Here is a 13,676-nt window from a genome sequence, read left to right as displayed (position 1 = left end):
CGGCCCGGGGCCTTGCCCCCGGGCTTCTCCACGCACAACGCGGGTTTCCAGCCTTGCAGCCAGGAGTTCTCCCATGCCCCCACTTTCACTCGCCGTGGCCGCCGACGATGCGCCCGCCACGCACCGCCCCCATCTCCAGCACTTGCTCGACCAGGCCAAGGCGCAAGGCCCCATTCCGGTGGCCGTGGCCTATCCCTGTGATGCGGGCTCGCTGCAGGCCGCCATGCAGGCCGCGCAGGCGGGCCTGATCACGCCGCTGCTGGCCGGCCCCGAGGCACGCATCCGGGCGGCGGCCCAGGCGGCCGGGCTGGACCTGGCGGGTGCGTCCATCCATTCCACCGCCGACGATCCACGTGCGGCGGCAGCCCAGGCGGCGGCGCTGTGCGGCAGCGGCCAGGCCCGCGCGCTGATGAAGGGCAGCCTGCACAGCGACGAGTTGCTGGGCGCTGCCGTGGCGCGCGAGGCCGGCCTGCGCGGCAGCCGCCGCGCCAGCCATGTGTTCGTGATGGACCTGCCGGGCTTCGAGCGCCCGCTGCTGATGACCGACTGCGTGGTCAACATCTTCCCCACGCTGATGGACAAGCGCGACATTGCGCAGAACGCCATCGACCTGGCCCGTGCCATCGGCATTGCCAGGCCGCGCGTGGCCGTGCTCTCGGCGGTGGAGACGGTCAACCCCGCCATCCCCGGCACCATCGACGCGGCCGCGCTGTGCAAGATGGCCGACCGGGGGCAGATCAGCGGCGCCATCCTCGACGGGCCGCTGGCCTACGACAACGCCATCTCGCTGCGCTCGGCGCATCACAAGGGCATCGTCTCCGATGTGGCAGGCCAGCCCGACGTGCTGCTGGTGCCCAGCCTGGAGGCCGGCAACATGATCTACAAGCAGCTGGTCTACATGGCCGATGCCGAGTGCGCGGGCCTGGTGCTGGGCATGCGCGTGCCCATCGTGCTGACCAGCCGTTCGGACTCGGTGGCTAGCCGCATCGCGTCCTGCGCGCTGGCCGTGCTGGCCGATGCGGCGGGCGGCAAGGAGCAGCCATGAGCCAGGTTCAAGCCCCGTTGGCAGCACAGCCGCCCGTGCCGCGCATGCTGCAATGGCTGAAGCTCCTGCCCGGCACAGGCCTGTCGGGCGTGATTGCGCTGGCAGCCACCTTCGTCTCCACGCTGCACGGCGGGCCGCAACTGCTGTTCGCGCTGTTCTTCGGCGTGGCCTTTCACTTCCTGAGCCAGGACGCGCGCGCCAAGCCGGGCATCGAGTTCTGCGCACGCGGCGTGCTGCGCCTGGGCGTGGGCCTGCTGGGTGCGCGCATCACGGCCACGCAGATCGCGGGCCTGGGCTGGACCACGGCGCTGATCGTTATCGCCGCCGTGGTCACCACGCTGCTGTGCGGCACGCTGCTGGGCCGGCGCCTGGGCCTGACGCGCCCGCAGGGCGTGCTGTCGGGCGGCGCGGTGGCCATCTGCGGCGCCTCGGCGGCGCTGGCCATCTCGTCGGTGCTGCCGCGCGACAAGGACAGCGACCGCTTCACGCTCACCGTGGTGGTCACGGTCACCGTGCTGTCCACGGCCGCCATGGTGCTGTACCCGCTGGTGGCGCGCGCCATGCACCTGCCGCCCGAGCTGGCGGGCCTGTTCATCGGCGGCACCATCCACGATGTGGCCCAGGTGGTGGGCGCGGGCTACACCATCGACCAGGCCACGGGGGACTACGCCACCATCGTCAAGCTGTTCCGCGTGTCCATGCTGGCCGTGGTGGTGGTCATGGTCTCGGCCCTGTTCAAGCGCCAGCGCGAGGCTGCGGCCGAGCAGCACCACGGCAAGAAGCCGGGCCTGGTGCCCTGGTTCCTGTGGGTGTTCGTCGCGCTGGTGGCCATCAACTCGCTGGGCTGGGTGCCGCCGGGCCTGCAGCACCAGTTGAGCGACCTGTCGCGCAACTGCCTGGTGCTGGCCATTGCGGCCCTGGGCCTGAAGACCTCGTTCCAGCAACTGGCGCAGGCCGGCTGGCGGCCTTTTGCACTGCTGGTGGTGGAGACGCTGTGGATGGCGGCCTTCGTGCTGATCGCCATCGAGTTCGAGATGCGGTGAACCCAGGCGCAATACGGCAGTTTTCCAGGGCCCGCCATGCGCGGGCCCTTCTCATTTCTCATGGAGTCGACGCATTTGATGTTCGCGCATTGAGGTGATACATTTGCACACAATTTTTTGACCCACATCAACGCCCGACACGAGCCGTGAACGTTCTTCGCAAGCAAGCCGGCAGATTCCGCAGACGCACTGCCATTCAGGTCCTCGCCCTCCTGCGCAGGCAACAACCCCTGCAAGCCGCCTTGCTGCGGCTGCTTCCGTGCCTGCTGCTGCTGGCCGGCTGCGCCGTGCTGCTGGACTCCCTGGTGCCCATCCCGCTGTGGGCTGTCGCCGGCCTGACGGGGGTCATGGCGGGCTACATCGCCCACAACTGCCAGGCGTTTGTTGCATCCCAGCGCAGGAAATCCATGCTGCGCCATCTCGCGCGCTGCTGCCTGCTGCACGCCCAATGAAACACAGGCGCCCGGGTCGTCAGGCACCGCTGCTGGCATAGGCCGTCAGCGCCTGCGCGACCGCCTTGAAGACCACGGCGCAGCGCTCGCTCTTGCGCAGGTCCTCATGCATGGCCACCCAGGTATCGAGCTTCCATGAGAATGCCTGCGGCAGCACCCGCACCAGGCCCGGGTCCCTGGCCGCCAGCGCCGACTGGCAGATGCCGATGCCAAAGCCAGCGCGGATGGCGCCCAGCTGTGCCAGGTCGCTGTCCGAGCTCAGCGCCATGGCCTCGCGCGTGAACATCGGAAACTGCTGCTGAAACCTGCGGATGAAGGCGTTCTCATGGTCGAAGCCGATCAGCGAGTGCCCGGCCAGCTCCTGCAGCGAAGCCGGCACCCCATGCCTGGCCAGATAGCTCTCATGGGCATGCAGCCCCAGTTCGATGGCGCCGATATGGCGGGCCACCAGCGCCTCCTGCTGCGGCCGGAACATGCGCACGGCCACATCGGCCTCGCGGCGCAGCAGGTCATCGACCGCGTTGGACAGCACCAGTTCGATGCGCAGTTCAGGATGGGCCGCGCGCAATTGCGCCAGCACGGGCGGCAGCAGCTCCACGCCCACGACCTCGCTGGCCGTCAGGCGCACCGTGCCGCGCACGCCCGCGCCATGGCTGGCCGCCACGCGTCGCAGCGCGGCAGCCGTCGCGGCCATGCTGGCCGCATAGGGCTGCAATTCATAGGCCGCCTCGGTGGGCGCGAAGCCATCGGACGAACGGGTGAACAGTTGCAGGCCCAGCGCCGACTCCAGGCCGTCGATGTGCCGGCCCACGGTTGGCTGCGCCAGGCCCATGGCCCGGCCCGCCGCTGACAGCGACCCGGACTCCAGCACCTGCAAAAAGCTGCGATACCACTCCCAATGGGGTTCCGACATCACTGATCCATTCATTTATGCATGGACACCAGAAGATTCTAGGCAATTTTCCTTTTGCAGCGTGTTGCGGACACTGGCGTGGTCACCACAGGACCCGCACCATGCCATCCATTGCACTTTTCGGCGCCGCAGGCGCCATCGGCCAGAGCCTGGCCGCCGCGCTCAGACAACAGGGCCGCGCCTATCGCGTGGTCGGCCGCAACGCAGCCAGCCTGCGCCAGACCTTCGGCGCCGATCCCCTGGCCGAGATCGCCACCTGGAACCCGGATGTCGCCGGCTCCATCGAGGCTGCCGCCCACGGCGTGGACACGCTGGTCTACCTGGTAGGCGTGAACTACTGGCAGTTTGAATTGCATCCCGAACTGATGCGCAAGACGCTGGAAGGCGCCATTGCCGCGGGCGTGCGCCGCATCGTGCTGATCGGCACCGTCTATCCCTACGGAAAGGCCCGCACCCTGCCCGTGGCAGAAGACCATCCGCGCGATCCCCATACCTTCAAGGGTCGCATGCGCAAAGCCCAGGAGGATCTGCTGCTGCAAGCCCATGCACAGGGCCGCATCGAGGCCACCGTGCTGCGCCTGCCCGACTTCTACGGCCCCGGAGTGCACAACAGCCTGCTGCACGGCGCCTTCGAGGCGGCGGCCCACGGCGGCCGGGCCGACATGATCGGCCCGCTGGACCGTCCGCACGAGTTTGTCTATGTGCCTGATGTGGGGCCCGTCGTGGCGCGCCTCATCGACACGCCGCAGGCATTCGGCAGGGTCTGGCACCTGGCTGGCGCGGGGGCGACCACGCAGCGCGACATCGTCTCGGAGATCGAACGCCTGAGCGGCAGGCCGTTGAAACTGCGCATCGCGGGCAAGACCACGCTGCGCCTGGCCGGCCTGTTCAGCCCCTTGATGCGCGAACTGGCCGAGATGCACTACCTGCTGACCGATCCGCTGATCATGGATGACTCGGCCCTGCACACCCTGCTGGGCCCCATTGCCAAGACCCCCTACGCCCAGGGCATACGCGCCACGCTGGATGCCGCCAGGGCGGGCGCGGGTTCAGCTGTGAACTCCAGCCCGCAGCAGGCCACGGCCTGAAAACAAAAAAGCCCTGACAGCAGAACTGTCAGGGCTTTTGTCTATCTGGCAGGGGAGGAAGGACTCGAACCCTCGCATGCCGGAATCAAAATCCGGTGCCTTTACCAACTTGGCGACTCCCCTAGAAGACGTAAATTCTAATACGTTTTTTTGGGCCGAAATCCAAAATTCAGAAAATTTGGTCCAAAACGTTCTTCAATCATTCCGGCGCCAACGCGGCATCCAGCTGGCCACGAATCGCCTGCTGCCCCGCCGCCGTGAAGCAGCCAATGAAGACAAAGGCGGACCCGGCCACCTGCGCCGCGCCCAGATCCGCCACGCGCAGCCGGCCTCCCACCACATGGATTTCCTGCAAAGGCTGCTGCCCCCGCAGTCGCACGATGCCTTTGGCCCGCAGCAGCGGCACCGGCAGGGTGCGCAGTGCCTGCCTGAGGCGCTGCTTGTCGAATTGCCGGTGCGTGGTGTACGAGAAACTGGTGATTCCTGCCATCCCGGCGAGACTTGCCGAGCCATCCACGGCCCTCTTCCAGGCGCCACCTTCGCCCGCAAGCGCACCCAGCAGGCGCTGCGGGTGCTGCGGTTGGCGTGGCAGGGGCACAGCGTCCAGGAAGACGGCCAGGGGAATCTCGCCGCACTGTGCGGTCAGCACCATGGTGTGCGGGGCGATCTCGGCCAGGCGCTGCCTTGCCTTGCCGGTCATCGGCGCGCTGGCCAGATCCGCCTTGGTCAGCACCAGCGCCGTCGCGCCGGCGATCTGGCGGCGGACCATGTCGCCGACCAGCGGGTCGCGCAGTTGCTCATCGACGTCCTGGACATCCACCGCCACCAGGATGGCGTTGAGCTGCAGCGCGGGGTCGAGCATGCCGACCTGGGCGATGCGCACGGGGTCGGAGACGCCGCTGGCCTCGATGACCAGCAGGTCCGGGCGGTCGGGCCGCGCGCCCACGGCGGCCAGGGCCTCGGCCAGCCGCCCGCCGATGGAGCAGCAGATGCAGCCGTTTTCCAGCTGCAGCACGTCGCTGCTGCGTGTGCGGATCAGGGCGGCGTCGATGTTGATCTCGCCGAAGTCGTTGACCAGCACGGCCACGCGCAGGCCATCGGCGCGCTCCAGCAGCCGGTTGAGCATGGTGGTCTTGCCCGCGCCCAGATAGCCGCCCACGACGACCATGGGAATGGGCGCCCGCTGCGCCGCGACGGCCGGCGTGCTCATGGCTGGGACCCGGGCGCGGGGAAGATGCGCCCGCCCAGCACGGTGCCCCAGACCTTCACGTCCTTGAGGGCGGCGGGCGCCACCGCGCGGGGATCGTCCTCCAGTACGGCGAAGTCCGCCAGCTTGCCGGGCTCGATGCTGCCCACGCGCTGCTCCAGCTTGAGGGTACGGGCCGCGCCCATGGTGATGGCGTGCAGGGCATCGTCCACCGACAGGCGCTCGGCCTCGCCCAGCACGCGGCCTGAAGCGGTTTCGCGCTGCACGGCGCACCAGGCGGTGAACAAGGGGTTGATGGGGGTGATGGGCGCATCGGAGTGCATGGAAAAGTCCATGCCCAGGCGCCGTGCCGTGCCCGCCGCATTCATGCGTGACGCCCACTCGATGCCCACGGTCTGCCCGGCGTGCGCATCGCCCCAGTAATAGAGGTGGTTGGAGAAGAAGTTGACGCACATTCCCAGGCGCGCGGCGCGCTGCAGCTGGGCGCTGCTGGCCAGTTGGCAGTGCTGCAGGGTGTGGCGATGGTCGGCGCGCGGGTGCCTGGCCAGCAGGTCCTCGATCACATCCAGCACCACCTCGGTGGCCTCGTCTCCGTTGGTGTGGATGTGCAGTTGCAGCCCGGCCAGGTGGAAGGGCTCGAACAGCGCGGGCAGCTGCGACGGAGGAATCAGCCACAGGCCGTTGGGCTGCCCGCCCGCGTAGCCGGGAGCGCGCAGCCGCGCGGTGAAGCCCTGGATGGAGCCATCCACGATGAACTTGACGGGGCCGAACTGCAGCTTGTCGCTGGCCGACGATGCGGCAGCGGCGTGCACGCGCGCGGCGCCGCCTTCCGGATTGCGCTGCGGCGCAAAGGCCGGGACGATGCGCAGCGGATAGGCCGCGTCGCCCGTCACTTCGCGCAGCGCGGCCAGGCCCTGGGGCGAGAGATCGCTGACCAGGTCGGTGGCCGTGGTCACACCCGCGAGCTGGGCCACGCGGCCGAACTTCCAGATGGCCTCGCGCTGCTCGGCAGCGGCCAGCGACAGCGCGCTGCCAATCACCTTCTGCACCGGATACATGGCGGCGAACTCCTGGAGTTCGCCCGTGGGCTGGCCCTCGGCGTCCTTGTGGATGCCGTCGATATCGGTGTCCTCGTCGATGCCGGCCAGTGCCAGCATGGCCGAGTTCACATTCATCAGGTGCACGCTGGCGTGCAGGATGACGATGGGCCGCGTGGTGGAGACGCGGTCCAGCTCGCGCACCGACAGCCGGCTGCTGCCAAAGAGGATGGGATCGAACCCCCAGGCCAGCAGCGTGGCCTGCGCGTCGGGCAGGGCACGCTCGGCCTCGGCCAGGCGGGCCAGCACGGCGTCCAGCGTGCGCAGGCCGGGCCACAGCCGCCCGTCGGGATCGCGGCGGTCAAAGTAGCCCAGGTAGACCGCATCCCACATGGCGCCTTCCATCAGGTGGCTGTGGGCCTCGATCAGGCCGGGCATGAGCACCTTGCTGCGCAGGTGGTCGATGCGTTCGGCATCGGGCCAGGCGGCCATGTCGGCCTCCCCGCCCACCGCCAGCACCGTGCTGCCCCGCACGGCCACATGGGTGGCCTGTGGCTGGGCCGGGTTCATGGTGAGGATGGTGCGCGCCGCGAAGATGCGCACGCGCTCGCTGGTTTCGTGGTTCATGGGGATGTTTCCCTCAGGCGGTCTTGACGTGTGCCGCACGCGGCAGGCAGTGGACGATGGCCGTGACCAGCAGGTTCAGCGCCAGGCTGATGAAGCCCAGGTTGATGCCGCCGAAGTCCGGTTGCTGCAGGTACAGCACGATGGCCAGCGCCTGCCCGCAGACGATGCCCAGGGCGATGGCCAGGGGCCGGATGCGCCAGCCAAACAGGATGGCCATCATTCCCGGGAAGAACTGCGTCACGCCGTAGTAGGTGGTGTTGATCAGGGTCAGCATCAGGTTGGGGGTGAGCAGCGTCATCACGATGGACAGCAGCAGGTAGATGACGATCACCACCTTGGCGCCCTGCTTTTGCTTGGCCTCGGGCAGGCCGGGCAGCAGGTTGCGCGCCACGATGGGGCCGATGGCCAGGCAGATGCCCGCCAGCACCAGCAGGCCCGACAGCGCGGCGCCTGCGGCGACCAGGCCCAGCAGCCAGTCGGGCAGCAGGCGAACGGCAGCGGCGAAGAAAGCCTCGTTGGGCGATGCCAGTTCCAGGTTCTGGCTGATGGCGTAGTACGAGGCCAGCACCAGGAACGGGTACATCAGCATGTACAGCGGCATGGCGATCTGCGTGCGGCGGATGGTGTGCGAACTCTTGGCCGTGAAGAAGTTCTGCACGGCGAACGGCATCATGTAAAAGCCCAGCGCCTGGAACAGCATGGTGCTCATGGAAAAGCGCAGCTGCGTATCGGTCATGTGGTTGCTGACCTTGGCACTGGCGGCGGCGAACACATCGCCCACCCCGGCATGCCAGCCCACGGCCACGCCCGTGGCGATGATGGCCACCACCATGAGGATGTCCTTGAGGATGGCGATGTAGGCCGAGGCACGCACGCCCGAGATGGCGATGTAGGTGAAGGCCAGGCCCGCCGAGATCAGCAGCAGGTGCAGCGGCTGGAAGTTCCAGCCCAGCCCCTTGAGCGCCGCCACCAGCCCCGTGAACTGCAGCTGGCCCCAGGGCAGCAGGAACAGGATGGCCGAGCCGGCCACGATCAGCTCCAGCGCGCGGCTGCCGAAGTGGCCCTTGAACAGGTCCGGCAGGGTGATGGCGTTGTGGCGCAGGCCGGCCTTCCAGATCATGGGGCCGAGGAAGTAGCCCAGCGGATAGGCCAGCAGGATGTAGCCCAGGAACCAGACGCCATAGGTCGGCCCCTTGGCGTAGATGCCGCCCGGAAAGCCGACCATGGTGCCGATGCTGTAGATCTCGCCGGCGGCGAGGAAGAACACCAGGTAGGCGCCGAACTGGCGCGAGGCGACGAAGAAGTCATGCACGCTTTGCGCACCCTTGCCCGTGCGCGAGCGGATGGCCAGGTACAGGGACAGTGCGATGAAGCCCAGAAAGACTGCGGTGGTCATGGCGGTGCTCCCTTCAGGCCGACTGCACGTCGTCGGCTTCGTGGCGGTCGAACATCAGCCAGCACACGAGCATGCACAGCGACGTCAGCACGAACCACATGAAGATCCACAGGTAGATGAAGGGCACGCCGAGCAGATGGCGATCGACGGACGCGACCCAGGGAAGCAGGCCGATCACCGCGATGTACGGGATGCCTATGCCGATGAACAGCTTGAGCATGGTTTGTCTCCTTTTGCTCCGATGAAAGAGTTGGCGGTTGTGGCCGCTCTATAGGACGTTTCAATGTCCATGGATGCGATCTTAGGAAGTGCCTACCTATAATTCAAATGAGAAATTTGCCAACAAACCATGAGGACTCCGCATGGATACCCAGAAGCTGCGGCACTTGCTGGCCATCGTCGAGCACGGCACTTTTTCCGACGCGGCGCGCGCCGTGCACCTGACCCAGCCGGCGCTGAGCCGCAGCATCCGCGCGCTGGAAGACGAGCTCCGGGCGCAGCTGTTCGACCGGGGCGCGCGGCGTGCCCGGCTGACGGTCTTCGGCGAACTGGTGGCCGAGCGCGCACGCCGCATGCGGCTGGAGGAAACCCAGCTGCGGCGCGACCTGGAGCTGCTGCGCGGCGGCCAGGAGGGCGCACTGGCCATAGGCGTGGCGCCGGCCCCGGCCGCACTGCTGCTCAAGCCCTTTCTGATCCACATGGCGCAGGCGCATCCGCGCATCAAGGTGCGCACCGAGATGGGCGCCACCAGCGCCCTGCTGGAGCTGCTGCGCAATGAGTCGATAGACGCCATCGTCGGTGACGCCTATGTGCTGCGCGCCGCCGATGACGTGGACATGGAGCTGCTGGGCGAGCTGCCCGCCGGCCTGGTCTGCCGCGCGGGCCACCCCGTGCTGCAAAACCCCGGCATGGACGAGATCCGCCGCTACCCCCTGGCCACCACCACGCTGAGCACGGCCATGGCGCGGCAGCTGGCCGAGCTGTGGGGTGAGGGCGCCGAGCCCGACAAGCTGTTCACCCTGCACTGCAACAACCTGGAACTGCTGCGCAGCGTGACCCTGGCCACGGACACCTTGCTGTTCGGCGTGCTGTCCATCACGCGCCAGGAGCGCGCCAGCGGCACCATGGCCGAAGTGCCCCTGCCCGCCGATCCCCGGCGCTGCGGCCGCTATGGCATGGCGCGCATGGGCGCGCGCAGCCTGTCACCGGCGCTGGAAACCGTCTATGCATTCACCCGCACGCATTGGCGGGAGCTGTCCGAGCACGACCAGTGAAGCCGGGCAGGCGCAAGTCATGCGTCGGCCCGCGCCAGCGGCAATGTCTGCGTGCGCAGCCACTCCAGCACCAGGGCGAAGCGGGCCTCGTCATGCACCGGCCTGGGTGACATGAGCACGTAGTGCGAGCCGTCGGCCACAAAGCCGCGCGGCGCGCACAGGGTGCCGCTGGCCAGATCGTCGGCCACCAGCGCCAGCGGCCCGATGGCAATGCCCGCCCCGGCAACGGCGGCCTGCAGGCTCAGGTAGAAATGCTCGAAGCGGGCCTCGCGCCCGGGCTGCAGCGGCACGCCGGTCAGCTCGCTCCAATGCCGCCATGCGTCCGGGCGCGATGCCGTGTGCAGCAGCACGCCGCCCAGCGGCCCGGAGCGTGCCAGCGTCTTCGCAAGTGCAGGCCGGCAGACGGGACCCACGTGCTCCTGCAAAAAGGGCTCGGCAACCACATCGGCGCCCATGTCGAAATCCGCGCGGCGTATGGCCAGATCGATGCCCTCGCGCGCAAAGGGCACCGAGCCGCCGGCCGACACCAGGCGCAGCTCGCGCTGCGTGCCGATCGCTTCCTGCAAACCGCCCAGGCGGGGAATCAGCCAGCGCATCAGAAAGGTGGGCTCGCAGGACAGCACCAGCGGCCGGTCCGGCCCGGCGGCCTGCCGCGCTCGGCCCAGCGCGCCGCGCAGGCGCTCCAGCGCCAGGGCCACCTCCTCGGCCAGCACACGCGCCGTGGGGGTGGCAATGATGCTGCGGTTGCTGCGCTGGAACAGCGCGAAGCCCAGCGCCTCTTCCATGTCGCGCACGGCGCGGCTCACGGCGCCATCGGTCAGGTGCAGCTCGCGCGCGGCCTTGGAAACGCTGCCATGGCGCACCGTGGCCTCGAAGGCACGCAGGGCGGACAGCGGCGGCATATGGGTGGGGGGGGCCATGGGACTGGAGGGCGGCATCGGACACATCGGACACATCGAAGAAAGGGCGTGGGGAGAGATTTCAATTGACTTTTGATCAACTGAATACTGAATCCATATCGATTTTCTGCAGTGCGATTTTCATGCAAAGTACCTCCATCGATTGAGCTTTCAGCAATGACCATGAATGAAGCCCCCACCATCGCCCCCGCCCCCCTGGCCATCACCATGGGCGATCCCGTGGGCATAGGCCCCGAGATCATCGTCAAGCTGGCCATGGACCCCGCCCGGCCCCGTGCGCCTTTTTTCGTCATCGGCGACACGGGGCGGCTGCAGCGGGCAGCCGACATGCTGGGCGTGCACCCGCGCATCCAAGTCATCGACACGCCGGCCCAGGTTCCCGCCACCGTGCCACCCGCCACCGTCTTCGTGCTCCAGACCGGAGGCCCGCTGCCCGAGGACCTGGCCTGGGGACGCATCGATGCGCGCGCCGGGGCCGCCTGCCATGCCTACATACAGCGCGGCATCGACCTGGCCCTGGCCGGCGAAGTCGCAGGCCTGGTGACCGCCCCCATCCACAAGGAGGCGCTGCGCGCGGCGGGCTGCCCCCACCCCGGCCATACCGAGATGCTGGCCGAGCGTTCGGGCACACGCGACTTCGCCATGATGCTCGCCAATGACGAGCTGCGGGTGCTGCTGGTCTCCATCCACGTGCCGCTGCAGCAGGCCATTGCCGCAGTCACGCCGGACAACGAACTGCGTGCCATCCGCCTTGCGCACCGGGCCTGCCGGGCGTTCGGCATCGCCCGGCCCCGTGTGGCCGTGGCGGGGCTCAATCCGCACGCCGGCGAGAACGGGCTGTTCGGGGACGAGGACCGCTCGGTGATCATCCCCGCCATTGCGGCCGCACGGGCCGAAGGCATAGACGCCAACGGCCCCTGGCCGGGCGACACGGTCTTCATGCGGGCGCGCCGGGGCGAGTTCGACGTGGTGGTCGCCCAATACCATGACCAGGGGCTGATTCCCGTGAAGTACCTGGGCGTCGAGCAGGGCGTGAACATTACCGTGGGCCTGCCCTTCGTGCGCACCTCGGTGGACCACGGCACGGCCTTCGACATCGCCGGCACGGGCCGTGCGGACCATGCCAGCCTGGCCTGCGCGCTGCGCCAGGCGGCGGCCATGGTGCAGGCGGGCCGCTCCGGCGCCAGCGGGCAGGCGCAGCGCCCGGACTTCATCTTCATGCTCACGCAGCAGGACAAGACCATTGCCGATGCGCGCGAGCGGCTGCGCGAAGTGCTGGCCCAGGGCGTGCGCCATGTGGGCTTCAAGGACATAGGCCTGCCCCTGCCCCAGCTGCGCGAGCTGGCCCGGGACATCCGCGCAGGCGGTGCCAGGGTCTATCTGGAAGTCGTCAGCCTGGACGAGGCCAGCGAGGTGGCTTCGGCCCGCGCGGCGGTCGAGCTCGGTGTGGACGTTCTCATGGGCGGCACGCGCCCCGAGGCGGTGCTGCCCGTGCTGCGCGGCAGCGGCATTGCCTACTATCCGTTTCCTGGCAGGATCAGCGGGCATCCGAGCGTGCTTTCAGGGCCGGCCGAGGACATCGTGGCCAGCGCGCGCCGCATCGCGGGGCTGGAGGGCGTTCATGGCCTGGACCTGCTGGCCTACCGTTTCCGGGGGGACGTGCCGGCCCTGATCAAGGCGGTCTGCGATGCGGTGGACAAGCCCGTGGTCGTGGCCGGCTCCATTGATCGCAGCGAACGCATCGCGGCCGTGCTTGCCAGCGGTGCCGCGGGTTTCACGGTAGGCACCGCCGCCTTCGAGGAGACTTTTCCAGCCGCGCGGCCCGGGCTGGCGGCGCAGTTGCAGGCCATACAGGCGCTGGTGGACTGAGAGCGGGCCGGCCACCGCGCGCACCTCCCGCACTTCCCGCACCTCAGACAACGCACGCAACTCTCGCACCTCTCGCGCCGGCCACGCCTCCCGCACATTCCGCGCGCCGGTGTCATGGGCCAGCAACTGGCGCCGCTCGGTTTCGGCCAGGCGGTGGGTCTTCAGCCGCTGGACCACATGGAACTGGCGCTTCTTGGCCATGAGGGACGCGCCGCCTGCAAAGCCTTCCATGCGGCTTGCCGCCTTGCCATGCTGCGGGGCATTCCAGGGGTACAGGCCTGCCACCAGGGTCACAACGACAGCCAACGCCATGACCACGAGCGCCCTCCAGGGAGCCCGGGGTCTGCGTTGGCCTTGCCTGTGATGCGCCTGAGAGTTCATGAAGACAGGGCAAATGATTGCGGCAGCTTGCATTGGTGCAGGTGCTTTAGCCTGCATCAATGAACCTGGCCTGATACCAGTCCAAAAACCAATCAGAACCTGGCGCACTTCAGTTGCGCCACTCCTTGATTCTCCAGCAGCCGGAATCTGATGAGAACCCTCGTTTTCCAACAGATGCATTGCCTGAATTACGGAGATAACACCCAGCAGCCTCTATTGCCGCATGAAAAACAAATGATTCATTGCTATCAATAGAAAACCTGAAACCCATCCATGGCAAAAAAAGCAAAGCCCGCCAACTGCCCTCTGGGCACTGCCAGCCAGGCGCCGCAACGCCACAGATGAACATCGAATGGCATCACCATTTCCCCTACCATCCGGCAGCGTGTCGTCCTACTGGATAAACCATGCCATTTAGGGAACG

The 13,676-nt window shown here is 68.0% G+C and carries 12 protein-coding genes and 1 tRNA gene; 6 read left to right on the top strand and 7 right to left on the bottom strand.

What is annotated here, in order from left to right; genetic code table 11:
• Nucleotides 1-73: 73 nt before the first annotated feature.
• The 3 genes from IAE24_RS21475 to IAE24_RS21465 all read left to right on the top strand — a co-directional run bounded on the left by IAE24_RS21475 (nt 74) and on the right by IAE24_RS21465 (nt 2,540).
• Nucleotides 74-1,045 carry a bifunctional enoyl-CoA hydratase/phosphate acetyltransferase gene (locus IAE24_RS21475; RefSeq protein ID WP_199958971.1) on the top strand — a complete coding sequence of 324 codons (972 nt, stop codon included), beginning with the start codon at nt 74-76 and terminating at the stop codon, nt 1,043-1,045.
• Nucleotides 1,042-2,088 (top strand): YeiH family protein, encoded by a 1,047-nt coding sequence (locus IAE24_RS21470; protein WP_199958969.1) that lies wholly within the window; start codon nt 1,042-1,044, stop codon nt 2,086-2,088. Before IAE24_RS21475 ends, IAE24_RS21470 begins: the two co-directional genes overlap by 4 nt.
• A 242-nt stretch (nt 2,089-2,330) precedes the next feature.
• A complete protein-coding gene (locus tag IAE24_RS21465; protein ID WP_012203914.1) occupies nt 2,331-2,540 on the top strand; it encodes a hypothetical protein in 210 nt (69 codons plus the stop codon).
• Nucleotides 2,541-2,559: 19 nt separating this feature from the next.
• Here IAE24_RS21465 and IAE24_RS21460 read toward each other — a convergent pair whose 3' ends face one another.
• On the bottom strand, nt 2,560-3,453 hold the full coding sequence (locus tag IAE24_RS21460; protein ID WP_013803834.1) for a LysR family transcriptional regulator: 894 nt from the start codon (nt 3,451-3,453) through the stop codon (nt 2,560-2,562).
• A 101-nt stretch (nt 3,454-3,554) separates the two neighbouring features.
• On the opposite strand from IAE24_RS21460, the gene IAE24_RS21455 reads away from it, so the two are divergent.
• Nucleotides 3,555-4,541, top strand: a complete 987-nt coding sequence (locus tag IAE24_RS21455) for an NAD-dependent epimerase/dehydratase family protein (protein WP_199958968.1) — start codon at nt 3,555-3,557, stop codon at nt 4,539-4,541.
• A gap of 46 nt (nt 4,542-4,587) precedes the next feature.
• Here IAE24_RS21455 and IAE24_RS21450 read toward each other — a convergent pair.
• The 5 genes from IAE24_RS21450 to IAE24_RS21430 all read right to left on the bottom strand — a co-directional run bounded on the left by IAE24_RS21450 (nt 4,588) and on the right by IAE24_RS21430 (nt 9,028).
• Nucleotides 4,588-4,664, bottom strand: a tRNA-Gln gene (locus tag IAE24_RS21450).
• A 76-nt stretch (nt 4,665-4,740) separates the two neighbouring features.
• On the bottom strand, nt 4,741-5,751 hold the full coding sequence (locus IAE24_RS21445) for a CobW family GTP-binding protein (protein ID WP_199958964.1): 1,011 nt from the start codon (nt 5,749-5,751) through the stop codon (nt 4,741-4,743).
• Complete coding sequence (locus tag IAE24_RS21440) at nt 5,748-7,412, bottom strand: amidohydrolase (protein WP_199958962.1); 1,665 nt, start codon at nt 7,410-7,412, stop codon at nt 5,748-5,750. Before IAE24_RS21440 ends, IAE24_RS21445 begins: the two co-directional genes overlap by 4 nt.
• Before the next feature lie 13 nt (nt 7,413-7,425).
• Nucleotides 7,426-8,808 carry a sodium:solute symporter family protein gene (locus tag IAE24_RS21435; RefSeq protein ID WP_013803838.1) on the bottom strand — a complete coding sequence of 461 codons (1,383 nt, stop codon included), beginning with the start codon at nt 8,806-8,808 and terminating at the stop codon, nt 7,426-7,428.
• Nucleotides 8,809-8,821: 13 nt separating this feature from the next.
• Nucleotides 8,822-9,028 (bottom strand): DUF3311 domain-containing protein, encoded by a 207-nt coding sequence (locus tag IAE24_RS21430; RefSeq protein WP_012203908.1) that lies wholly within the window; start codon nt 9,026-9,028, stop codon nt 8,822-8,824.
• A 142-nt stretch (nt 9,029-9,170) separates the two neighbouring features.
• Here IAE24_RS21430 and IAE24_RS21425 point away from each other — a divergent pair, with 142 nt between their 5' ends.
• Nucleotides 9,171-10,082, top strand: a complete 912-nt coding sequence (locus IAE24_RS21425; protein ID WP_012203907.1) for a LysR family transcriptional regulator — start codon at nt 9,171-9,173, stop codon at nt 10,080-10,082.
• 17 nt (nt 10,083-10,099) lie between these two features.
• On the opposite strand, the gene IAE24_RS21420 is transcribed toward IAE24_RS21425, so the two are convergent.
• Entirely contained in the window at nt 10,100-11,002 is a 903-nt protein-coding gene (locus tag IAE24_RS21420) for a LysR family transcriptional regulator (protein WP_063327993.1), read from the bottom strand.
• Nucleotides 11,003-11,158: 156 nt separating this feature from the next.
• On the opposite strand from IAE24_RS21420, the gene pdxA reads away from it, so the two are divergent.
• On the top strand, nt 11,159-12,871 hold the full coding sequence (gene pdxA, locus IAE24_RS21415) for a 4-hydroxythreonine-4-phosphate dehydrogenase PdxA (RefSeq protein ID WP_199958960.1): 1,713 nt from the start codon (nt 11,159-11,161) through the stop codon (nt 12,869-12,871).
• Nucleotides 12,872-13,676: the final 805 nt, after the last annotated feature.

It is taken from the genome of Delftia sp. S65 (genome assembly GCF_016516495.1).
Lineage (GTDB): Bacteria > Pseudomonadota > Gammaproteobacteria > Burkholderiales > Burkholderiaceae_C > Comamonas > Comamonas acidovorans.
Note: the sequence above shows the minus strand (reverse complement) of the source record. Positions and strands in the feature narration are given on the sequence as shown.

Coding starts and splice junctions, on each gene's coding strand:
- IAE24_RS21475 (WP_199958971.1), top strand. CDS start 74: ATGCCCCCACTTTCACTCGCCGTGGCCGCCGACGATGCGCCCGCCACG.
- IAE24_RS21470 (WP_199958969.1), top strand. CDS start 1,042: ATGAGCCAGGTTCAAGCCCCGTTGGCAGCACAGCCGCCCGTGCCGCGC.
- IAE24_RS21460 (WP_013803834.1), bottom strand. CDS start 3,453: ATGTCGGAACCCCATTGGGAGTGGTATCGCAGCTTTTTGCAGGTGCTG.
- IAE24_RS21455 (WP_199958968.1), top strand. CDS start 3,555: ATGCCATCCATTGCACTTTTCGGCGCCGCAGGCGCCATCGGCCAGAGC.
- IAE24_RS21445 (WP_199958964.1), bottom strand. CDS start 5,751: ATGAGCACGCCGGCCGTCGCGGCGCAGCGGGCGCCCATTCCCATGGTC.
- IAE24_RS21440 (WP_199958962.1), bottom strand. CDS start 7,412: ATGAACCACGAAACCAGCGAGCGCGTGCGCATCTTCGCGGCGCGCACC.
- IAE24_RS21435 (WP_013803838.1), bottom strand. CDS start 8,808: ATGACCACCGCAGTCTTTCTGGGCTTCATCGCACTGTCCCTGTACCTG.
- IAE24_RS21430 (WP_012203908.1), bottom strand. CDS start 9,028: ATGCTCAAGCTGTTCATCGGCATAGGCATCCCGTACATCGCGGTGATC.
- IAE24_RS21425 (WP_012203907.1), top strand. CDS start 9,171: ATGGATACCCAGAAGCTGCGGCACTTGCTGGCCATCGTCGAGCACGGC.
- IAE24_RS21420 (WP_063327993.1), bottom strand. CDS start 11,002: ATGGCCCCCCCCACCCATATGCCGCCGCTGTCCGCCCTGCGTGCCTTC.
- pdxA (WP_199958960.1), top strand. CDS start 11,159: ATGACCATGAATGAAGCCCCCACCATCGCCCCCGCCCCCCTGGCCATC.